The 19,807-nt window shown below is 73.8% G+C and carries 19 protein-coding genes; 5 read left to right on the top strand and 14 right to left on the bottom strand.

Annotated features, from left to right (window positions below; translation table 11 throughout):
- Positions 1-86 precede the first annotated feature (86 nt).
- Together ABT296_RS35715 and ABT296_RS35710 are read left to right on the top strand one after the other, a co-directional pair.
- A complete protein-coding gene (locus tag ABT296_RS35715; protein WP_351933800.1) occupies positions 87-1,190 on the top strand; it encodes an SPFH domain-containing protein in 1,104 nt (367 codons plus the stop codon).
- Positions 1,187-2,080: an NAD(+)/NADH kinase gene (locus ABT296_RS35710; protein ID WP_351933798.1), complete on the top strand. Its 894-nt coding sequence runs from the start codon at positions 1,187-1,189 to the stop codon at positions 2,078-2,080. Before ABT296_RS35715 ends, ABT296_RS35710 begins: the two co-directional genes overlap by 4 nt.
- A gap of 566 nt (positions 2,081-2,646) precedes the next feature.
- Here ABT296_RS35710 and ABT296_RS35705 read toward each other — a convergent pair.
- From ABT296_RS35705 to ABT296_RS35695, 3 genes are all read right to left on the bottom strand, one after another.
- Positions 2,647-5,214, bottom strand: coding sequence for a polynucleotide kinase-phosphatase (locus ABT296_RS35705; RefSeq protein WP_351933796.1), 2,568 nt, complete (start codon positions 5,212-5,214; stop codon positions 2,647-2,649).
- Complete coding sequence (locus ABT296_RS35700; protein WP_351933816.1) at positions 5,211-6,731, bottom strand: 3' terminal RNA ribose 2'-O-methyltransferase Hen1; 1,521 nt, start codon at positions 6,729-6,731, stop codon at positions 5,211-5,213. The genes ABT296_RS35705 and ABT296_RS35700 overlap by 4 nt, the downstream gene beginning before the upstream one ends.
- A 150-nt stretch (positions 6,732-6,881) precedes the next feature.
- Positions 6,882-7,805 carry an LLM class F420-dependent oxidoreductase gene (locus tag ABT296_RS35695; protein WP_351933794.1) on the bottom strand — a complete coding sequence of 308 codons (924 nt, stop codon included), beginning with the start codon at positions 7,803-7,805 and terminating at the stop codon, positions 6,882-6,884.
- 244 nt (positions 7,806-8,049) lie between these two features.
- Here ABT296_RS35695 and ABT296_RS35690 point away from each other — a divergent pair, with 244 nt between their 5' ends.
- On the top strand, positions 8,050-8,259 hold the full coding sequence (locus ABT296_RS35690) for a hypothetical protein (RefSeq protein WP_351933792.1): 210 nt from the start codon (positions 8,050-8,052) through the stop codon (positions 8,257-8,259).
- A 30-nt stretch (positions 8,260-8,289) separates the two neighbouring features.
- Here the strand turns inward: ABT296_RS35690 and ABT296_RS35685 are convergent, their stop codons facing one another.
- From ABT296_RS35685 to ABT296_RS35655, 7 genes are all read right to left on the bottom strand, one after another.
- A complete protein-coding gene (locus ABT296_RS35685) occupies positions 8,290-8,766 on the bottom strand; it encodes a DUF6099 family protein (RefSeq protein ID WP_351933790.1) in 477 nt (158 codons plus the stop codon).
- 191 nt (positions 8,767-8,957) lie between these two features.
- On the bottom strand, positions 8,958-9,284 hold the full coding sequence (locus tag ABT296_RS35680; RefSeq protein WP_351933788.1) for a nucleotide pyrophosphohydrolase: 327 nt from the start codon (positions 9,282-9,284) through the stop codon (positions 8,958-8,960).
- Positions 9,281-10,453, bottom strand: a complete 1,173-nt coding sequence (locus ABT296_RS35675; RefSeq protein WP_351933786.1) for an AAA family ATPase — start codon at positions 10,451-10,453, stop codon at positions 9,281-9,283. The genes ABT296_RS35680 and ABT296_RS35675 overlap by 4 nt, the downstream gene beginning before the upstream one ends.
- Positions 10,454-10,532: 79 nt before the next feature.
- Positions 10,533-10,922 carry a cell division protein SepF gene (locus tag ABT296_RS35670; protein WP_351933814.1) on the bottom strand — a complete coding sequence of 130 codons (390 nt, stop codon included), beginning with the start codon at positions 10,920-10,922 and terminating at the stop codon, positions 10,533-10,535.
- A 112-nt stretch (positions 10,923-11,034) separates the two neighbouring features.
- Positions 11,035-11,967 (bottom strand): MBL fold metallo-hydrolase, encoded by a 933-nt coding sequence (locus tag ABT296_RS35665; RefSeq protein ID WP_351933784.1) that lies wholly within the window; start codon positions 11,965-11,967, stop codon positions 11,035-11,037.
- A 37-nt stretch (positions 11,968-12,004) separates the two neighbouring features.
- A complete protein-coding gene (locus tag ABT296_RS35660) occupies positions 12,005-12,238 on the bottom strand; it encodes an acyl-CoA carboxylase subunit epsilon (protein ID WP_351933782.1) in 234 nt (77 codons plus the stop codon).
- A complete protein-coding gene (locus tag ABT296_RS35655; protein WP_351933780.1) occupies positions 12,235-13,800 on the bottom strand; it encodes an acyl-CoA carboxylase subunit beta in 1,566 nt (521 codons plus the stop codon). Before ABT296_RS35655 ends, ABT296_RS35660 begins: the two co-directional genes overlap by 4 nt.
- Before the next feature lie 204 nt (positions 13,801-14,004).
- Between ABT296_RS35655 and ABT296_RS35650 the strand changes: the two genes are divergently transcribed.
- Positions 14,005-14,424 (top strand): nuclear transport factor 2 family protein, encoded by a 420-nt coding sequence (locus tag ABT296_RS35650; RefSeq protein ID WP_351933779.1) that lies wholly within the window; start codon positions 14,005-14,007, stop codon positions 14,422-14,424.
- Positions 14,417-15,157 carry an SDR family NAD(P)-dependent oxidoreductase gene (locus ABT296_RS35645; RefSeq protein ID WP_351933778.1) on the top strand — a complete coding sequence of 247 codons (741 nt, stop codon included), beginning with the start codon at positions 14,417-14,419 and terminating at the stop codon, positions 15,155-15,157. Before ABT296_RS35650 ends, ABT296_RS35645 begins: the two co-directional genes overlap by 8 nt.
- 215 nt (positions 15,158-15,372) lie before the next feature.
- Here the strand turns inward: ABT296_RS35645 and ABT296_RS35640 are convergent, their stop codons facing one another.
- From ABT296_RS35640 to ABT296_RS35625, 4 genes are read right to left on the bottom strand one after another with little or no spacing between them, the layout of a single operon-like run.
- Positions 15,373-16,254 carry an aromatase/cyclase gene (locus tag ABT296_RS35640; protein WP_351933776.1) on the bottom strand — a complete coding sequence of 294 codons (882 nt, stop codon included), beginning with the start codon at positions 16,252-16,254 and terminating at the stop codon, positions 15,373-15,375.
- 46 nt (positions 16,255-16,300) lie between these two features.
- Positions 16,301-17,149, bottom strand: coding sequence for an SDR family NAD(P)-dependent oxidoreductase (locus ABT296_RS35635; protein WP_351933775.1), 849 nt, complete (start codon positions 17,147-17,149; stop codon positions 16,301-16,303).
- A complete protein-coding gene (locus ABT296_RS35630; RefSeq protein WP_351933773.1) occupies positions 17,146-18,372 on the bottom strand; it encodes a beta-ketoacyl synthase N-terminal-like domain-containing protein in 1,227 nt (408 codons plus the stop codon). Before ABT296_RS35630 ends, ABT296_RS35635 begins: the two co-directional genes overlap by 4 nt.
- Positions 18,369-19,628 (bottom strand): beta-ketoacyl-[acyl-carrier-protein] synthase family protein, encoded by a 1,260-nt coding sequence (locus tag ABT296_RS35625; protein ID WP_351933771.1) that lies wholly within the window; start codon positions 19,626-19,628, stop codon positions 18,369-18,371. The genes ABT296_RS35630 and ABT296_RS35625 overlap by 4 nt, the downstream gene beginning before the upstream one ends.
- Positions 19,629-19,807 lie beyond the last annotated feature (179 nt).

Raw genomic sequence — 19,807 nt, 5'->3', positions numbered from 1 at the left:
TTCCCCACCCCCCTTTTCTCGTCCCCTTGACGATAAAGACTCCCACCGGTTATCGTCTCAGTGACGAAAAACGAGGAGGGGTCCCCATGGCCGACATCACCCGGCGTCTCGGCTGGCGCCATCTGCGCGGCGCGCCGACGGCACACATCCGGCACCACCGCTCGGGCCGGCTGGCGCACGACGGGCCGGGGATCAGCTTCTGGTTCCGCGCCCTCAGCGCGGCCCTGTCCGAAGTCCCGGTCGACGACCGCGAGTTGGCCATGACCTTCCACGCCCGTACGGCGGACTTCCAGGACGTGGCGGTGCAGGCCACGGTCACCTACCGGATCAGCGACCCGGCCCTCGCCTCGGCCCGCCTGGACTTCTCCATCGACCCCGACTCCGGCGTCTGGCGCGGCGCCCCGCTCGAACAGCTCGGCACCCTGCTCACCGAGACCGCCCAGCAGCATGCCCTGGACGTCCTGGCCCGTACGCCGCTGGCGTCTGCGCTGGTCGACGGGGTGAGCGCGGTGCGCGAACGGGTCGCGACGGGCCTGGCCGCGGAGCCGCGGCTGCCCGCCACCGGCATCGAGATCGTCGCCGTCCGCGTGGTCGCGCTGCGCCCGGAACCGGAGGTGGAGCGGGCGCTGCGCACCCCGGCGCGCGAGTTGATCCAGCAGGAGGCCGACCGGGCCACCTACGAGCGGCGGGCGGTGGCCGTCGAACGGGAGCGTGCCATCGCCGAGAACGAGCTGGCCAGCCAGATCGAACTCGCCCGCCGCGAGGAGCAGTTGGTGGAGCAGCGCGGCACCAACACCCGCCGGGAGGCCGAGGAGAACGCGGCGGCGGACGCGGTGCGCGCGGAGGCGGAGGCGGCGCGCTCGGTCCGGCTCGCCGACGCGGAGGCGCGGCGCACCGAGCGGCTCGCCGAGGCGGAGGCGGCGCGTACGGTACGGCTGGCGGAGGCCGAGGCGGCGCGTTCCGTACAGGTGGCCCGTGCCGAGGCCGAGGGGACGCGGGAGGTCGGGGACGCCAAGGCGCAGGCACAGGCCGCCTGGCTGCGGGTGCACTCCGACGTGGACGCCGCGGTCCTGCGCGCGCTCACCGGGACCCGGCTGGCGGAGAACCTGCCGCGCATCGACAGCGTCACCATCTCGCCGGACGTCCTCACCGGGCTGCTCGCCCGGCTCGGCGACGGGGAACGGGCGTGAGCCTCGCGCCCCGGGCCGTGCTCGTCCACCGCACCACGGAGTACGAGGAGTTGGTGGCCCGGCACGGCACGCACGGCCAGGCCGCCTACTTCCTCGGCACCCGCGGCCGGGACATCGAGGAGGTCGCCGACCGGCACCACCGCGCCCGCCGGGCGCTCGCCGAGGTGGTCGCCGCGATCCCGCTGGCCTGGCGTCAGGCGCGGGTGGAGCGGGCCGACCTGGACCGGTTCCTGTTCGGCCCGGAGGACGTGCTGGTCGTGGTCGGCCAGGACGGGCTGGTGGCGAACGTCGCCAAGTACCTCTCCGGGCAGCCGGTGATCGGCATCGACGCCGACCCCGGACGCAATCCCGGTGTCCTGGTGCGGCACCGGCCGGCGGACGCGGCGAGGCTGCTGGCGTCCGCGGGCACGGCGGCGGCCGACGAACTCACCATGGTCGAGGCCGTCGCCGACGACACCCAGCGCCTGGTGGCGCTGAACGAGATCTACCTGGGCGCGGCCGGCCACCAGACGGCCCGGTACCGCCTGGGCCTGGAGGGCGACGGGGGTGTCGTCGAGGCCCAGGCCTCGTCCGGGGTGATCGTCGGCACCGGGACGGGGGCGACCGGATGGCTCCGGTCGGTGTGGCAGGAAAGGGGAGGGCGGCAGCGGCTGCCCTCCCCCGCCGACGAACGGCTGCTGTGGTTCGTCCGCGAGGCCTGGCCCTCCCCGGCCACGGGCACGTCCCTGGTCTCCGGAGAACTGACCGGCCCGGCCCGGCTGACCCTCACCGTCGAATCCGAACGCCTGGTCGCCTTCGGAGACGGCATGGAGTCCGACGCACTGGAACTGACATGGGGCCAGTCGGTACGGGTGGGGGTGTGCGGGGAGCGGCTGCGGCTGACGGGGTGAGGGGGCGGCCGGGGCAGGGCCAGGGGTCCGGGGCAGGGCCAGGGCCAGGGGTCCGGGGCAGGGCCAGGGCCAGGGGTCCGGGGCGCCGAGTGCGGGCGGTGGGAAGGCCGGGCGCCCGCGGCGGCCGGACCGGGCGGGCCGGGCCCGGGCCGCAAGGGGCGGTTGCGGGGCAGTGGCTGTCCACGCCGGCCGCCGAGGACCGGAGGTCCGGAAGCCAGAAGGGGTCCGGTGGTCACAGCTCCCAGGGCCCGGGAAGGGCCGCCGAGCGGGCCGCCGGTTCCCCGCGCCACCGGAGCCAAGCGCCGAGCGCCGGAACGCCGGGGCCCGGCAGCCACAACAGCCGCGGCCCGAGGGACGGCCGACCGGGCCGCCGGCGACAGCGCCGCGGGGGCCAGGCCGAGTACCGGGGCCTGGGGCGTCCGAAGGCCGGGGCCCCCGGCGGTCGCCGCACCCGGGGCTCGGGGCCGGGAGGGGCACCGAGGGCCGGGTGGCCGGGCCGGGAGGCCAGGGCAGGCACGGCCGGGGGCCCGGGGCGGCCGAGGTCGGCCGCCCCGGGCGGGGCGGGGTCAGAGGCGGGGGTCGACCGGTTCTGATTCCAGGGCCAGTACCGCGAACACCGCCTCGTGGACCCGCCACAGCGGCTCGTTGCCGGAGAGTCGGTCCAGGGCCTCCAGGCCCAGGGCGTACTCCCGGATCGCCAGGGACCGCTTGTGGTTGAGGAAGCGCTGGCGCAGCCGGGTCAGGTTGTCGGGCCGCGTGTACTCCGGACCGTAGATGATCCGCAGGTACTCGCGGCCCCGGCACTTGATGCCGGGCTGGACGAGCCGCCCCTGGGGGCCGCGCACCAGCGCGCCGGCCGGCTTGACGACCATGCCCTCACCGCCGCGGCCGGTCATCTCCAGCCACCAGTCGACGCCCGCCCGCACCGACTCCGGGTCCCCGGTGTCGACGTACAGGCGGCGCGTGGTCTGGAGCAGTCCGGTGCCGTCGTGCTCGACCAGCCGGTCCAGCAGCGCGAGCTGTTCCTCGTGCGGGAGTGCGGCGAGGCTGCGGCCGCGCACCGCCAGGATCTGGAACGGGGCGAGACGTACGCCGTCCAGACCCTCCGTCGTCCAGCAGTACTGGCGGTACGCCTCGGTGAACGCGGCCGCGTCCGAGGCCCGTTCACGCTGGCGCCCGAGCAGCCCGGCCACGTCGACGCCGCGCGCGGCCGCGCCCTCCAGCGCCGCCACGGCGGGCGGCAGGGCCGCGCCGGAGGCGGCGCCGACCGCCGCGTACTGCGAGCGCAGCAGCCCCGAGGCCTTCAGCGACCACGGCATCAGCTCGGCGTCCAACAGCAGCCAGTCCGTGTCCAGTTCGGTCCACAGTCCGGCCGCGTCCGCCGCCGCGCGCAGCCGATCGAGGATCGCCTCCGTGACGGACGCGTCGTCGAAGAACGGGCGGCCGGTGCGGGTGTACAGGGACCCGGTCGGGCCGTCGACGCCGAACCGCTCGCGGGCGGCCGCCGCGTCCCGGCACACCAGGGCCACGGCCCGCGACCCCATGTGCTTCTCCTCGCACACGACCCGCTCGACACCGTCCTCCCGGTACTGCGCGAACGCCTCCTGCGGGTGCTCCAGGTAGCCGTCCACCTTCGAGGTGGCCGTCGGCGCCATCGTCGGCGGGAGGTACGGCAGCAGCCGCGGGTCGACCGCGAAACGGCTCATGACCTCCAGGGCGGCCGCCGCGTTCTCCTCCCGGACCGAGATCCGGCCCTGGTGGCGGGTCTCCACCACCCGGCGCCCGTGCACGTCCGCGAGGTCCAGCGGCCGGCCGTCCTGTCCGCCGGGCGCCTCGGTGCGCAGCGGCTTCGCCGGCTCGTACCAGACCTTCTCGGCCGGTACGTCGACCAGTTCGCGCTCCGGCCAGCGCAGCGCGGTGAGCTTGCCGCCGAAGACGGCGCCGGTGTCCAGGCAGATGGTGTTGTTCAGCCAGGTCGCCTCGGGGACGGGGGTGTGGCCGTAGACCACGGCGGCGCGGCCCCGGTAGTCCTCCGCCCACGGGTAGCGCACCGGCAGCCCGAACTCGTCGGTCTCCCCGGTGGTGTCGCCGTACAGGGCGTGGCTGCGGACCCGGCCGGAGGTGCGGCCGTGGTACTTCTCCGGCAGGCCGGCGTGGCAGACGACCAGCTTCCCGCCGTCGAGGACGTAGTGGCTGACGAGTCCGTCGATGAACTGCCGTACCTCCGCGCGGAACTCCTCGCTCTCGCCGTCCATCTGCTCGATGGTCTCGGCGAGTCCGTGGGTGTGCTGGACGTTGCGGCCCTTGAGGTGGCGGCCGTACTTGTTCTCGTGGTTGCCGGGCACGCACAGGGCGTTGCCGGTGCGCACCATGGACATCACCCGGCGCAGCACGCCCGGGCTGTCGGGGCCGCGGTCGACGAGGTCGCCGACGAAGACCGCGGTGCGGCCCTCGGGGTGGACGCCGTCGGCATAGCCGAGCCGGGACAGCAGCGACTCCAGTTCGGCGGAGCAGCCGTGGATGTCGCCGACGATGTCGAACGGCCCGGTGAGGTGGGTGAGGTCGTTGAACCGCTTCTCGGTGACGACGGTGGCGTTCTCGACCTCCTCGACGCCGCGCAGGACGTGCACCTTGCGGAAGCCCTCGCGCTCCAGGTGGCGCAGGGAGCGGCGCAGTTCGCGGGTGTGCCGCTGGATGACCCGGCGGGGCATGTCGGCCCGGTCGGAGCGGGCGGCGTTGCGCTCGGCGCACACCTCCTCCGACACGTCCAGCACGATGGCGATGGGCAGGACGTCGTACTGCTTGGCCAGTTCGACCAGCTGGCGCCGGGCGTCCTGCTGGACGCTGGTGGCGTCGACGACGGTACGTCGGCCGGAGGCCAGGCGCTTGCCGGCGATGTAGTGCAGGACGTCGAAGGCGTCCCGGGTGGCGCTCTGGTCGTTCTCGTCGTCGGAGACCAGGCCCCGGCAGAAGTCGGAGGACAGCACCTCGGTGGGCCTGAAGTGCCGTCGGGCGAAGGTGGACTTGCCGGAGCCGGAGGCCCCGATCAGCACGACCAGGGAGAGGTCGGTGACGGGCAGGGTGCGCCCCTGGCTCGGGTTCTGGTTCTGGTCCCGGTTCTGGTTCTCGGTCATGCGGCCTTCTCCTCCTTCTTCTCGTCCGCCGTGTTCTTGCCGTTCTCGCCGTTCGTGCCGTTCGCGCCGTCCCCGCGGGCCTCGCCCAGTGCGAAGACGGCCATCTGGGTGGGCGGTCCGACCTCGGGGTCGTCGGGGCCCACGGGTACGAACTCCACCCGGTAGCCGTGCCGTTCGGCGACCGCGCCGGCCCAGGTCCGGAACTCCTCGCGGGTCCATTCGAAGCGGTGGTCGCCGTGCCGGACGTGTCCGGCCGGGAGGGACTCCCAGCGCACGTTGTACTCGACGTTCGGGGTGGTCACGAGCACGGTCCGGGGGCGGGCCGAGCCGAAGACCGCGTACTCCAGGGCGGGCAGCCGCGGCAGGTCGAGGTGTTCGATCACCTCGCTGAGCACGGCCGCGTCGTACCCCTTGAGCCGGTTGTCGGTGTAGGCGAGCGAGCCCTGGAACAGCTTGACGCGGGAGGACTGCCGCTCCCCCATGCGGTCCAGCTTCAGCCGCCGGGAGGCGATGGTGAGGGCGCGCATCGACACGTCGACGCCCACGATCTCGGTGAACCGCACGTCCTTGAGCAGCGCCTGCACCAACTGGCCCTGTCCGCAGCCGAGGTCGAGCACGCGCGCGGCCCCGGACTCCTTGAGCGCGGTGAGGATCGCGTCCCGGCGCTGGACGGCCAGCGGGGTCGGCCGCTGCTCCTCCTCGGTCTCCGCCTCGACGGCGTTGTCGATCTGCTCGACCTCGCTGTCGTCGGCCTCGGCCAGCCGCACCAGCTCCAGGCGTTCCATCGCCCGGCGCGTCAGCGACCAGCGGCGGGAGAGATAGCGGCTGGTGATCAGCTTCATCTCGGGGTGCTGGTGCAGCCAGTCCCCGCCGGCCCGCATCAGCTTGTCGACCTCGTCGTCGGAGACCCAGTAGTGCTTGGCGTCGTCGAGCACGGGCAGCAGGACGTACAGGTGGCGCAGCGCCTCGGCGAGGGTCAGCCGCTCCGACTCCAGCACCAGCCCCACGTACCGCGAGTCGCCCCACTCCGGGAACTCGGTGTCCAGGGCGACCGGCTCCGCGGTGACCGTCCAGCCGAGCGGCTCGAACAGCTTGCGAACCAGGCCGGGGCCGCCGCGGGCGGGCAGCGCGGGCACCTCGACGCGCAGCGGGAGCGGCTCGGCGGCGCGCTCGGGGCGGGCGTTGCACACGCCCCGCATGGCGCTGGAGAAGACCGCGCTGAGGGCGACCGCGAGCAGCGAGGAGGCCGCGTAGGGGCGGTCGTTGACGTACTGGGCGAGGGCCGCGTCGGGGGCGCCGCGCCCCTTGCCCTTGCCGCGCCGGACCAGTGCCACCGCGTCGACCTCCAGCAGCAGCGCCGCCGTGCAGCGCCCGGGATTCGCCTCGGGGTACAGGACGTGGGCCTTGCCGTAGGAGGTGGAGAACGTCTGCGCCTTGTCCGGATGCTTGTGCAGCAGGAAACCGAGGTCGGTGGCGGGACGTTCGGACGTACCGGTGGTACTGATCGTCAGGAACATGCGGAGGGCCTCTCCGGCGTGGTGGGCTGATGTGCCGCCGTACGGCGAAGGCCCCCAGGAGGTGATCCCGGGGGCCTTCAGGACGACGTCCACACCTTCGCACACCCGGTGCGACCGGCGCCTTTGGTTATTCCTACGGTTTCCGGGCGGTCAGCTCAGCTGCGACTGCACCTGGGCGGAGATCAGTTCCAGGTGGTCGAGATCGGAGAGGTCGAGGAGCTGGAGGTAGATCCGGCGGGAGCCGATCGCCGCGTAGCGGCCGATCTTGTCGACGACCTCGGCCGGGGAGCCGGCCAGGCCGTTGGCCTTCAGCTCGGACACCTCGCGGCCGATGGCGGCGGCCCGGCGGGCGACCTCGGCGTCGTCCTTGCCGACGCAGACCACCAGGGCGTTGGAGTACGTCAGGGCGTCGGGTCCGCGGCCGGCCGCCTCCGCCGCGGCACGGACCCGGCCGAACTGGCGCTCGCTGTCCTCGATCCCCGCAAAGGGCATGTTGAACTCGTCGGCGTACTGACCGGCGAGGCGCGGGGTGCGGGTCGCGCCGTGGCCGCCGATGAGGACCGGGATTCTGGCCTGCGCGGGCTTGGGGAGCGCGGGCGAGCCGGTGAGGTCGTAGTGGGTGCCGTGGAAGTCGAAGGTCTTGCCGGGCTCGGTGGCCCACAGCCCGGTGACGATGGCGAGCTGTTCCTCCAGGCGCGCGAACTTCTCCTTCGGGAAGGGGATGCCGTACGCCTTGTGCTCCTCCTCGAACCAGCCGGCGCCGAGGCCGAGTTCGATGCGGCCGCCGGACATCTGGTCGACCTGGGCGACCTGGATGGCGAGGACGCCGGGCAGTCGGAAGGTGCCCGCGGTCATCAGGGTGCCCAGCCGGATGCGCTGGGTCTCGCGGGCGAGTCCGGCGAGGGTGATCCAGGCGTCGGTGGGGCCGGGCAGGCCGTCCGCCGAGCCCATCTTCAGATAGTGATCAGAGCGGAAGAAGGCGTCGAACCCGAGGTCCTCGGTGGCCTTCGCCACGGTGAGCAAGGTGTCGTAGGTGGCCCCCTGCTGGGGCTCGGTGAAGATGCGAAGATCCATACCTCCATCCTGCACGGTCGGCCGGCGGTCAACCCCGCTGGTCCCTCCGGCCCCGCGCCGCCACGGTCGGGTGAATATCGTCAACGGCGGGCCTCGGGCCGGGCCGGGGCAAGTGACCCCCTGTGACGGTGATCGTTGGCTCGGCGGAGCCGGACCGCCCGGCTCCCGCCCCGGCCTGCTGGCAGCCCGGGGCGTCACGCGCACCGGCCGCCACGATCCGGGGCCGGGGGCCGAGGAGGCCGTCATGTCCGAAGAGTCAGTGCCGCAGCAGGGCGGAACCCTGGACGCCCAGGGCGCCTCCGGCCCGCCGAAGGGGCTGTTGCAGCAGATGGAGGAGCTGATGGCGACGCTGAACGCGGATCTGACCGCGCTGGACGCCGATCTCCAGCCGGGGCGGCGGGGCGTCGCCACCGGCGTGGGGGGCGCGGAGGGCGGCGACCGGCCCGTGTCGTAGCCGCGGCCGCGGTTCGCGGACGGTGGGGGTTCAGCCCGCTTCCCGGGTTTCCTCGGGTATCGGCTGGTCGCGGTCCGCGAGTCTTCGGAGCATCTCCAGGACCCGGTCGCGGGACTCGTCGGCGGCGTCGATGGCCTCCATGCACTGCCAGTAGGTGCCCTCGTCGTCCGCCGCGCTCGCCAGGCCGACGAGGGCGATGCCGACCTCGCCCAGCAGACCGCCCAGGCAGAGGAGGGTCTGCCGGGCGTCGCCGAGGTCGCCGAGTTGGGCCGCGCGCAGGTCCGCGGTGTCCAGCACGGGGGTGTCCAGCACGCCGCAGCCCCGGCCCGCGAGTTCGGTCAGTCCCAGTGCCTCGCCGCGCAGTTCGGGCGGGCCGAAGACCGCAAGCCGGCTGCCTATCGCCTGGGCCAGGGCCTGCGCCTGCCAGACCTCGGTCATGATCTCCGGCGCGCGGTCGCTCCCCGCCAGGGCGCGTCTGCTCGTCACGATGAGCCGCACCGCTTCCATGCGCTGCCCCCGTCTTGTCCGACGCGCCCGCGGCACGTCCGCCCGAACTCCCTTGTCCACTACCCAGAGTGAGCTGTCGTGAGACGAAAAGCCAGAGGAAGACGGAAATCTGTGGACAACAAATCGGTTTCGAGCGGCTGAACGAACACGCACCGTGAAAGTGGATCGATCCACTCCCCTGTTGGGGCGTCCTAGGGGGCCGGGAAGCGGTGCTCGTTGCGGTCGATCTTCGCGTCCAGTGCGGCCAGCGCGTCGATGTCCAGGACCTCGCACAGTTGCAGCAGGTAGGCCAGCACGTCGGCGACCTCGTCGGTGACGCGGTGCGCGGTGTCCGGGTCCGCCATCACCCGGGCCGACTCCTCCGGCGTCAACCACTGGAAGATCTCGACCAGTTCGGAGGCCTCCACGCTGAGCGCGGAGACCAGGTTCTTGGGCGTGTGGTACGGCTGCCAGTCGCGCGCGGCGGCGAACTCGGCGAGCCTGCGCTGGAGGTGGGGCACGTCAAGGGGTTCGGTCACGGGGTCAGGTGTACCACCGTGACGCCGGGCGTCCCCTCGGCCCAGGCCGCGTCGCCGGCCGTGCCCACGAGCCGGATGTGGCCGCGCTCGCACATCCGCGCCCCGAGGCCGAGCAGTTCGGCCCGCTGGCGGGGGTCCAGGGCGCGTTCGAGGCCGTCCGCCAGGACGGTGAGGGTGCGCATGGCGGAGGGCACCTCGCCGGGCGCGTCGAGCGCCAGCACCCCGGGGCCGGTGAGCAGGAGCAGGGCGAGCGCGAGATAGCGCAGCTCGCCGTCGCCGAGGCGGGCGAACTCGGTGCGGGTGCCGTCGCCGCGGTCCAGTACGCCCCGGACGGTGCCGTCGGCGAGCCGCTCGGCGAGGACGTCGGTGACCGGTCCCCGGCAGCCGGCACGCACCGCGGCGACGAACAGCTGGTGGCGGCGGGCGCATTCGACGCGGGTGCGCCACATGACCTCGGCCAGGTTGTCGCAGCCGCCGAGGAGGCGGCCGGAGCCGGTGGGGACGGGCAGGCGCATCCGGTCGGGGCGGGGATCGCAGGCGAAGACCGAGCGCAGGGCGACGACCATCTGCTCGGCGGCGGCGAGGACCCTGCGCTGCCCGGGGGTCCTCCCGGCCACGCGCAGCGGCAGCAGCACGGTGCCGAGCCGGTCGTCGGGCAGGGACGCTCGGGTGACGGGCGCGGATCCGGTGTTGTGCCAGGCGGCCTGCACGATGCGTTGGCCGGGATTGCCGAGGGCGGTCTCCAGCAGGGTCCGCCCGTCGGCGGTGAGCCGTTCCCCGACGATGCGCAGCCCGGGTTCGGTCTGTACGGCGACGTCGAGGCGGACCGGGCCCTCGGGACCGTCGGCGGTGCAGCCGATGCGGAATCCGCGGCGCCGGCCGTCGGGGCGGGCGCCCTCGGGGACGCAGGAGGCCGGGTCGGCGAACACCTCGGTGAGCGGGGCGCCGCCGCCGAGGCGGGCCAGCGCCTCGTACGCCCGCAGCGCGCTGGTCTTGCCGCTGCCGCTGTCCCCGGCGATCAGGGTGAACGGGCCCAGCGGCAGGGCGACGGCGCGGTGCCCGGCGTAGGCGGACAGCCGCAGCTCGGTGAGGTGGGGGCGGTCGGACCGGCCCGCGGCGGGCGGGGCCGGTGCGGGGACCGGCGGTAAGGGCAAGGAGGGTGCGGCCATACGCGGACGGTAGGACTCCGGCGACGGACGAACCGTTCCGTCGCCGTGACCTTCCTACGATCGGGGGACGGGCCCGGGCTCAGCTCCCGGGGACGCCCGCGCCCTGCATGATCCCGCTCACCTCGGTGCCGTGCGGGGTCAGCAGGAACACGTTGCGGTCGACGCGGTGCATGCCGCTGGACAGCCCGAAGACCACACCGGTGCTGAAGTCGAGGACGCGCTTGGCGGTCTCGGTCTCGGCGCCGGTGAGGTCGAGCAGCACGGGGATGCCGGACATCAGGGTCTCGGCGACCTCGCGGGCGTCGCCGAAGACGTTGACCCTGAGCACGACGAAGCGGCGGCGCGGCTCGGTCGCCGCCTCCGGCAGCGCGCGATGGCCCACGGCGGACGGCCAGGCGTCCCGGCCGCGCAACGGTACGACCTGGGCGAGCCCCTCCCACTGTTCGTCGGTGACGTCGTAGCGGTTCACCGGATTCCCCCCGAACTGACTGGTACTGAATGCCTGCACCAGCCAATTCTTACTCCAAGTCACCCGTTCGGCCCAACACCGACACGGACGGCGACCCCGGAACGGGCTCCGGTCAGGCGTAACAGGCGGGCAGGACACCGCCGTTGTAGGTGATCATCTCGGCGAACGCCTCGGCGACGTCGACCGTACGGCCCGAGGCGATGGCCTCCCGCTCGTCGAGTTCGGCGTAGGCCCGGTGCAGGTTGCCCACCACGCGTTCGAACTCCGTCAGATGGGTGAAGGAACCCCTCCCGGCCTCCCGGGCCGCCTCCAGCGGGGTGAGCCGCCGCGCCCTGCCCTCGGCCGCCACCCGCTGGATCCAGCGCAGGTACTCCGCCGTCTCGTCCAGCACCTCCGGGCCGCGGACCGGGCCGTGGCCGCAGACCACCGTGCGGGGCGCCAGGGCGCGCAGCCGGGCGAGGACCGCCAGCGAGCCGGAGACCGAGCCCATCAGGACGAACGGCGAGGTGTCCGCCATCGCGACGTCCCCGGTGAACAGGACGCGTTCGGCCGGCAGCCAGACCACCACGTCGTGGTCGGTGTGCGCCGGGCCGGGGTGGATCAGCCGGATCTCCCGGTCGCCCTGGTGGAGGGTCAGCTCGTCGCGGAACGTGAGGTCCGGCAGCCGTACCGACAGCTCCCCCCAGGGCACGTCGGGCCACAGTCCCGTGAGGGCGAGGCCGTTGCGGGCGATCTCGGTCCGGGTGCCGGCGTGCGTCACCAGGACCGCCTCCGCGAAGGCGGCGTTGCCGTGGGTGTGGTCGCCGTGGAAGTGGGTGCCGACCACCGTCCGGACGGGTCCGCGGCCGAGCCCGCGCACGGCCTCCTTCAGCGCGGCGGCGCGCGCCGCGGTGGCCGCCGTGTCGACGAGGACGACGCCCCCGTCGCCGGCGATCACCCCGGCGTTGTTCAGGCACCAGCCCCCGTCGGGCTGGAGCCAGGCGTAGACGCCGTCGGCGACCTCGGCCAGTTCGGGCCGCAGCGCGGTACCGGGCGCCGCCGTCACGACCGCGCCGCCCGGCCCGGGTACCCGGGTGCCGCCGTCATGAGCGCGCCGCCCAGTCCGGGTACCCGGGTGCCGCCCAGCTCGTCCCTCCCCCGCCGCCCCCGATCCAGGACACGGCCGGCGGCTGGAGGGGCGGCGGTTCCACCCCGCCCGCCCCCTCACGGCCGCCGGACAGTGCCAGCAACACCGTCAGCAGGGCGGAGAGTTCCTCCGGTGTCGGTTCGCCTCGCAGCACTCGTATCACCCGTTCCTCCGGATCGGTCACGCTCACTGGGGCTGGTTCCCGTGCTTGCGGGACGGGCGCTCCGCGTGCTTGCGGCGCAGCGTGCGCAGGGCGTCGATCAGCCGGGCCCGGGTGCGGGCCGGGTCGATCACGTCGTCCACCAGGCCGCGTTCGGCGGCGTAGTAGGGGTGCATCAACTCCGAGCGGTACTCCTTGACCAGCTGCTCGCGGGTCGCCTCGGGGTCGTCGGAGGCGGCGATCTCGCGGCGGAACACCACGTTGGCCGCGCCCTCGGCGCCCATCACCGCGATCTCGTTGGACGGCCAGGCGAAGGACACGTCGCAGCCGATGGACCGGGAGTCCATGACGATGTAGGCGCCGCCGTACGCCTTGCGCATGATCAGCTGGACCCGGGGCACGGTCGCGTCGCAGTACGCGTACAGCAGTTTCGCGCCGTGCCGGATGATGCCGCCGTGCTCCTGGCCCACGCCCGGCAGGAACCCGGGCACGTCGACCAGGGTGAGCAGCGGGATGTTGAAGGAGTCGCAGAACCGCACGAACCGCGCCGCCTTCTCGGAGGCCGCGATGTCGAGCGCGCCGGCCTGCACCATGGGCTGGTTGGCAATGACCCCGGTGACGTCGCCGCCCATCCGGACCAGCGCGCACACCACGTTCCGCGCCCAGTGCTCGTGGACCTCGAACAGGAAGCCGTCGTCGACGATCTCCTCGATGACGTCGCGGACGTCGTAGGAGGAGCGCGGGTCGGCCGGGACCATGTCGAGCAGTGCCTCGGTGGACCGGTCGGCCGGGTCGGACTCGGCGACGGCCGGGGCGAGTTCGCGGTTGTTGGCGGGGAGCAGGGAGAGCAGGAAGCGGACGTTCTCCAGGCACTCCTCCTCGTCGTCGAAGACCGCGTGGGCGACGCCGGAGGAGGTGGAGTGCGGGTCGGCGCCGCCGAGCCCGTCCATGGTGATCTCCTCGCCGGTCACCGCCTGGACGACGTCCGGTCCGGTGATGAACATCTGCGAGGTGCCGCGGACCATGAACACGAAGTCGGTGAGCGCCGGGGAGTAGGCGGCGCCGCCCGCGCAGGGGCCCATGATGACGCTGATCTGGGGGATGACCCCGGAGTTGCGCACGTTGCGGGAGAAGATGCCGCCGTATCCGGCGAGCGCGGTGACGCCCTCCTGGATCCGGGCCCCGGCCCCGTCGCACAGGCCGATCACCGGGGCGCCGGCCGCCGTCGCGAGGTCCATCAGCTTGTGGATCTTCTGCGCGTGCGCCTCGCCGAGGGCACCGCCGAAGATGCGGAAGTCGTGGGCGTAGACGAAGGCGGTGCGGCCGTCGATCCGGCCCCAGCCGGTGATCACACCGTCGGTGTGCGGGCGGCGGGCCTCCAGGCCGAAGCCGGTCGCGCGGTGCCGGCGCAGGCCCTCGGTCTCGGTGAAGGTGCCCTTGTCGAAGAGCAGGTCGATCCGTTCGCGCGCGGTCAGTTTCCCCTTGGCGTGCTGTGCCTGGGTCGCCCGCTCCGAGGGACCGCGGCGCACCGACTCGCGCAGTTCGTGGAGTTCGGACGTCCGTTCCCGGAGTGGAGGTGTAAGGCGGTCCATTGACGCTCCTCACAGGTCGTCAAGAGGCTTGTTCAGCCCGTTCTCGGAACGCGTGGGCGACAGAGTGCGTCGCGGGGCTGGAGCGCGGGTGGAGCGGGGCTGAAGCCGGGCGGCCCGGGGCCTGCCCGGTTGGGGCGTCGAGCGGCTCTCGACCGTCGCGACAGACGATGCGGGCGGCTCTGTGGCACGAGGGGAAGGGGTCCCATGTCGTACTCGCCCGGTGAACTGCACGGCAGGATCAGTCAGTTCTACGCGCGCCAGATGCGGTTGCTCGACGAGGGCGCGGTCGTCGAGTGGGCCGCGACCTTCACCGACGACGCCGTCTTCGAGGAGCCGTCGCTGCCCGAGCCGCTGAAGGGGCGGGAGGTGCTGGCCGGGGCGGCCGGGCACCGGGTGCGGGCGCTCGCGGCCGAGGGGCGGACCCGGCGCCACTGGCTGGGCATGCTGGAGGTCTCCGAGGACGCCGCGGCGGGTGTGCTGCGCACGCGTTACTACGCGCTGGCCCTGTCGACGGTCACCGGCGAGGGCGTGCCGTCGTTCCACTCCAGCACCGTCGCCGAGGACGTCCTCGAACCGCACGGGGAGACCTATCTGGTCCGGCACCGGTCGGTGCGCAATGACTGAGCCGGGGCGGGACGCGCCGGTCGCCCTGGTGACGGGGTCCAGCTCGGGGATCGGGGCGGCCGTCGCCCGGCGGCTGGCGGCCGAGGGCATGCGGGTGGTGGTGAACTCCGCGCGCAGCCAGGAGGCGGGGCGGAAGGTGGCGGCGGAACTCCCCGACGCCTTCTACGTCGCCGCCGACATCTCGGTGCGCGAGCAGGCCGAGGCGCTGGTCGCGGCGGCCGTCGAACGGTACGGCCGGCTGGACGTGCTGGTGAACTCGGCGGGGGTGACCCGGGTCGTGCCGCACCAGGACTTCGAGGGCGCGAGCGCCGAGGTGTGGCGGGAGATCCTCGACGTCAACGTCATCGGGACCTGGCAGGTGTGCGTGGCCGCGCTGCCGCATCTGCGGGCCGGCGGCGACGGGTGCGTGGTCAACGTGTCGTCGGTGGCGGGCCTGCGGCCGGCGGGCAGCTCCGTCCCGTACGCGGTGAGCAAGGCGGCGCTCAACCACATGACCCGCCTGCTGGCGGCGGTGACCGGCCCGGAGGTACGGGTCAACGCGGTGGCCCCCGGCCTGACGGACACGGAGTGGACGGCCGACTTCGAGGAACCCCGCCGCTGGATGCGGACCCACTCCCCCCTACGCCGGGTGGGCACCCCGGAGGAGGTGGCGGAAGCAGTCCTCGCGATGATCAACGCCCGCTGGACCACAGGAGAAATCCTCCTGACGGACGGCGGCACCCACCTCCGCTGAAAACACCCCGAGGGGGCACCCCCGAAGGGGCACGGGGAACTGCGCGACCAACCACAACAGCGCCGCACCCCCGAAGGGGCGCGGGGAACTGCGCGAACAACCACGACGGCGCCGCACCCTCAAACCACGCCGCACCGCCACCCACCCCAGGGGCGCGGGGAACTGCGCGAACAACCACGACGGCGCCGCACCCAACCCCCCGCCCCAAGAAGCCGTCACCGCCCCCGAGCCTCCGCAAACTCCTTCGCCCGCCGAAGCGTCGCCCGACTGTTCGCCCCCAACGCATCCCGCACCGCCACCCTGGCCTTGGCATCCGCCAGAATCACACTGTGCCGGGACGTCGCAAGCGTCGTACCGTCGGGAAGCCCCTCCAACCGCCACTCCCCCGTATGCGCCACCAGCACGGTAGGCGTACGGACCTGCTTGTACACGATGCGCCCGGCCTCCGCCCGGCACACCCGCACCGACTCACTGCGGTGCACCGCCCCGTCGGGACTCCGCGTGTCCATCACCATCCGCTGCACCCCGCCCGCGGACTCCGAAAGCTCCAGCGAGGCGACATGCGGAAGCCGCTCCGGCCAGCGGTCGGCCGCGTACAGGAACGCGAACACGGCCTGCGGCGGCGCCTCGATGCGCAGACTGTCCTCGAAGGTGTACGGCGTCCGGGGCCGCTCCGCCGCGATCCGCACCCCGGCCAGCTCCGCCGGACTGTTCTGGTGCAGGGCGTGCAGCACGAAGTGCTCGTCGCCGGAGACCTCGAACTCGTGGTGGAGTTCCAGCAGCGTCTCCCCGTCGCCGATGTCCTTCGCCAGCCAGCGTCCGCTCATCGAGGTGAGCGGCGCGGCCGGCTCGTCCTGGCGGAAGTCGACGGTCAGCGCATGCGGGTCGAGGACCCGCTCGGAGGTCCAGGTGCGGATCTCGGAGCCGGCGAACGCCCAGACGCGGATGCGTTCCCGGCCCTCGGCACGGCTGCCCTCGACGTACTCGGTGTGGATGTTCGGCTCGAACATCAGCGGCCAGACGGTCACATCGGCGACGAGCGCGTGGACGGTGCGCGCGGGCGCCGCGATCCGGGTGGTGTGGACGGTCTTCGGCATGCCGGCTACCCCTCGATGACGGTGACGGACGAACGTGCGGGGAAGGTCAGTAACTCCCCAGGCCACCGCAGACGTTGACGGCCTGCGCGGTGATGGCGGCCGCGCTGTCGCCGACGAGGTGGCCGACCATCGCGGCGACCTCCTCGGGGGTGGTGTAACGGCCCAGCGGGATCTTGGCGTTGAACCGCGACAGCACCTCGTCGGTGGTGGTGCCCCACGCGTCGGCGTAGCCCTGCCGGACCCGCTCGGCCATGGGGGTCTCCACATAGCCGGGGCAGACCGCGTTGACGGTGACCCCGGTCGGGGCGAGTTCGAGGCCGAGGGCCTTGGTGAAGCCGATCACCGCGTGCTTGGAGGCGGAGTAGGGGGCGCCGAGGACGACGCCCTGCTTCCCGGCGGTGGAGGCGATGTTGACGATCCGCCCCCAGCCGCGTTCGAGGACGCCGCTGTGCCGGAGCATCTCGCGGGTGATCCGGAAGACGCTGTTGAGGTTGGTCTCGATGATGTCGAGCCAGAGTTCGTCGCTGAGTTCGGCGGTGACCCCGCCGCCGCTGCGGCCCGCGTTGTTGACGAGGACGTCGAGCCGGCCGTGGCAGGCGACGGCGGCCTCGACCAGCTCGGCCGCCGCGCCGGGTTCGCACACGTCGACGGCGAGGCCGTCCGCCTTGACACCCTTGGCACGCAGCGCGGCGACGGTCTCGGCGACCGCGTCGGCGTCCCGCGCGCAGACGAACAGGTCGAAGTCCTGCTCGGCGAGGTGCTCGGCGACGGCCCGGCCGATGCCGGTGGTCGCGCCGGTCACCAGCGCCGTACGTCCCACGCCCCGGCCGCCGCCGGGCCCGGTGCTCCCCAACGCGCCGGCCCAGGCGCCCGGTACCGCTTTCCGGTTCGTCATGCCACCACCACCGCAGCCGAGTTGAATCCACCGTGTCCGCGCGCCAGCACCAGCACGGCGCGCAGGTCGACCGGGCGGGGCGCGCCGGTGACCAGGTCGAGGTGCCAGCCCTCGCGGGGCCGGTCCACATGGGCCGCGGGGGGCAGTACGCCGTCGCGCAGCGCCAGCAGGGCCGCCACCAGGTCGAGCGTGGAGCCGCCGGCGCCGATCCGTCCGGTCATCGTCTTGGGGACGGCGACGGGCACGCCGTACGGTCCGAAGAGGTCGCCGATGACCTGGGCCTCGGCCTCGTCCATTGCGGGCACTCCGGAGGCGTCGGCGAAGACCGCGTCGATGTCGCCGACGGAGAGTCCGGCGTCGGCGATCGCGAGCCGGGCTGCGTGCCCGAGGTTGCCGGGTCCGGTCGGCGGGTCGAAGGCGGCGGCGTACCCGGCGACCTCGCCGAGGATCTCCGCGCCGCGTTCCTCGGCGGCCGGGCGTTCCTCCAGGACGACGTAGGCGGCGCCCTCGCCGGGGACGTAGCCGGAGGCGTCGGCGTGGAAGGGCAGGTAGGCGCGGGCCGGGTGGCCGATGGGGCTGACCTTTCCGGTGGCGAGGTGTCCGGCCCAGCCCAGCGGGCACAGGGCCGCGTCGGAGCCGCCGGCCAGCAGCACGCGGGTGCCGTCGCCGAGCCGGCGCCGGGCCTGTCCGACGGCGTCCAGGCCGCCGCACTGTTCGGTGACGAGGGTGCCGCCGGCGCCGCGCAGCCCGTGCCGGATGGAGACCTGGCCGGTGCAGGCGGCGTAGAACCAGGCGAAGGACTGGTACGCGCTGACGCTGTCGCTGCCGGTGCGCCACAGGGCGCCCATCTCGTGCTGGCCGAACTCGTAGCCGCCGGCCGAGCTGGCGGTGAACACTCCGGCGCCGTAGTCCTCCAGGGCGGCGGGGTCGACGTCCGCGTCGTCCAGGGCCTCGGCGGCGGCGGCCAGCGCCAGCCGGGTGAAGCGGGCGGTCTGCGGCAACAGCCTGCTGGGCACGTGCTGCTCGGCGACGAAGGAGGTGACCTCGCCGGCGACCGGGGTGCGGTCGGCGGGGGCGTCCCGGGCCGGGCGCAGGGCGCTGACGCCGCGCAGGGTCGCCTGCCACCAGGCGCGGGTGCCGACGCCGTTGGGCGCGACGACGCCGAGTCCGGTGACGGCCGTGCGCACCCGGGCGGGCAGGGTGGCGGTGGGTCCGGGGGTCATGCGGGCCTCCTCAGCACGAGGGCGCTCTGCAGGCCCCCGAAGCCGCTGCCCACGCTGAGCACCGTGTCGAGGGGCACGGCGCGGGCGGTCAGGGGCACGTAGTCGAGGTCGCACTCCGGGTCGGGGGTGCGCAGGTTCGCGGTGGGCGGGACGGCGCCGTGCTCCAGGGCCAGCGCGCAGGCGACGGCCTCCAGGGAGCCGATCGCGCCCAGCGAGTGGCCGATCATGGACTTGATGGAGCTGACCGGGACGTCGTGGGCGTGCGGGCCGAGGGCCTTCTTCAGCGCGGCGGTCTCGTGGACGTCGTTCTGCCGGGTGCCGGAGCCGTGCGCGTTGACGTAGTCGACGGCGTCGGCGGGCAGCCGGGCCTCGTCGAGGGCGGCGGTGACGGCGGCGGCGAGCTCGGTGCCGTCGGGGCGCAGTCCGGTCATGTGGTACGCGTTGCCGCGGGTGGCGAACCCGGCGATCTCGGCGTAGACGTGCGCGCCGCGCCGGCGGGCGTGCTCCTTCTCCTCCAGGACGAGGACGGCGCCGCCCTCGCCGAGCACGAATCCGTCCCGGGTGAGGTCGAAGGGGCGGCACGCCTCGGACGGGTCGTCGCCGTCGTAGGGGGTGGTGGCCTTGATGGCGTCGAAGGAGGCGGCGGTGATGGCGCAGACCGGTGCCTCGGCGGCCCCGGCGAGCATGATGTCGGCCGAGCCCTCGGCGATGATGCCGGCGGCGTGGCCGAGGGCGTCGAGGCCGGAGGTGCAGCCGGTGGAGACCACCGCGACCGGTCCCTGGGCGGCGACGGTCCAGGCGACCTCGCGGGCGAGGGCGCTGGGCACCATGTAGTCGTACAGCTGCGGTACGGCGTAGGCGGTGTCGGTGCGCCATTCGCGGCCCTCGTCGCTGAGCAGCGGGTAGGCCAGGTCCAGGCTGGTGGCCGCGCCGACCGCGCTGCCGATGCTGACTCCGGTGCGCAGCGGGTCGAGTCCGCCGAGCGCCAGTCCGCTGTCGGCGACCGCCTCGCGGGCGCTCACCACGGCGAACTGCGCCGAGCGGTCCATGCGGTGGATCTCGCGGGCGCCGAGCCCGGCGGCCACGGGGTCGAAGTCGGCCTCGGCGGCGACACGGGAGCGGTAGCCGGAGGCGTCGAAGAAGGTGATGGGGCGGGTCGCGGCCCGGCCGCCGGTGAGCAGCGCCCAGTAGTCCTTGGTGCCGATGCCTCCGGGGGCGACCACGCCCAGCCCTGTGATCACTGCGCGTCGGGTCATACGGCCGATGGTCTGCGCGCACGCTCAAGCGACGGTGGAGCTGAAGGGGGCGGCCGGGGGCCGCCGGGGGTGCCGCCCGGGCACCCGGGCTGCTGGGGCCCCCAGGGTGTTTCGCCCCCGCCGCCCCTTCCCGTCCCGACCCCGGGGGCTGCCGCCCCCGGACCCCCGCTTCGGTCCCG

It is taken from the genome of Streptomyces sp. NPDC000983, assembly GCF_040299205.1.
Lineage (GTDB): Bacteria > Actinomycetota > Actinomycetes > Streptomycetales > Streptomycetaceae > Streptomyces.
Note: the sequence above shows the minus strand (reverse complement) of the source record. Positions and strands in the feature narration are given on the sequence as shown.

Bases quoted from the DNA above. Each gene is read 5' to 3' on its own strand.
- ABT296_RS35685 (WP_351933790.1), bottom strand. From the start codon at position 8,766: ATGGAAGCGGTGCGGCTCATCGTGACGAGCAGACGCGCCCTGGCGGGG.
- ABT296_RS35630 (WP_351933773.1), bottom strand. From the start codon at position 18,372: ATGACCCCCGGACCCACCGCCACCCTGCCCGCCCGGGTGCGCACGGCC.
- ABT296_RS35655 (WP_351933780.1), bottom strand. From the start codon at position 13,800: ATGGACCGCCTTACACCTCCACTCCGGGAACGGACGTCCGAACTCCAC.
- ABT296_RS35690 (WP_351933792.1), top strand. From the start codon at position 8,050: ATGTCCGAAGAGTCAGTGCCGCAGCAGGGCGGAACCCTGGACGCCCAG.
- ABT296_RS35715 (WP_351933800.1), top strand. From the start codon at position 87: ATGGCCGACATCACCCGGCGTCTCGGCTGGCGCCATCTGCGCGGCGCG.
- ABT296_RS35640 (WP_351933776.1), bottom strand. From the start codon at position 16,254: ATGCCGAAGACCGTCCACACCACCCGGATCGCGGCGCCCGCGCGCACC.
- ABT296_RS35625 (WP_351933771.1), bottom strand. From the start codon at position 19,628: ATGACCCGACGCGCAGTGATCACAGGGCTGGGCGTGGTCGCCCCCGGA.
- ABT296_RS35635 (WP_351933775.1), bottom strand. From the start codon at position 17,149: ATGACGAACCGGAAAGCGGTACCGGGCGCCTGGGCCGGCGCGTTGGGG.
- ABT296_RS35700 (WP_351933816.1), bottom strand. From the start codon at position 6,731: ATGTTCCTGACGATCAGTACCACCGGTACGTCCGAACGTCCCGCCACC.
- ABT296_RS35675 (WP_351933786.1), bottom strand. From the start codon at position 10,453: ATGGCCGCACCCTCCTTGCCCTTACCGCCGGTCCCCGCACCGGCCCCG.
- ABT296_RS35695 (WP_351933794.1), bottom strand. From the start codon at position 7,805: ATGGATCTTCGCATCTTCACCGAGCCCCAGCAGGGGGCCACCTACGAC.
- ABT296_RS35650 (WP_351933779.1), top strand. From the start codon at position 14,005: ATGTCGTACTCGCCCGGTGAACTGCACGGCAGGATCAGTCAGTTCTAC.
- ABT296_RS35645 (WP_351933778.1), top strand. From the start codon at position 14,417: ATGACTGAGCCGGGGCGGGACGCGCCGGTCGCCCTGGTGACGGGGTCC.
- ABT296_RS35705 (WP_351933796.1), bottom strand. From the start codon at position 5,214: ATGACCGAGAACCAGAACCGGGACCAGAACCAGAACCCGAGCCAGGGG.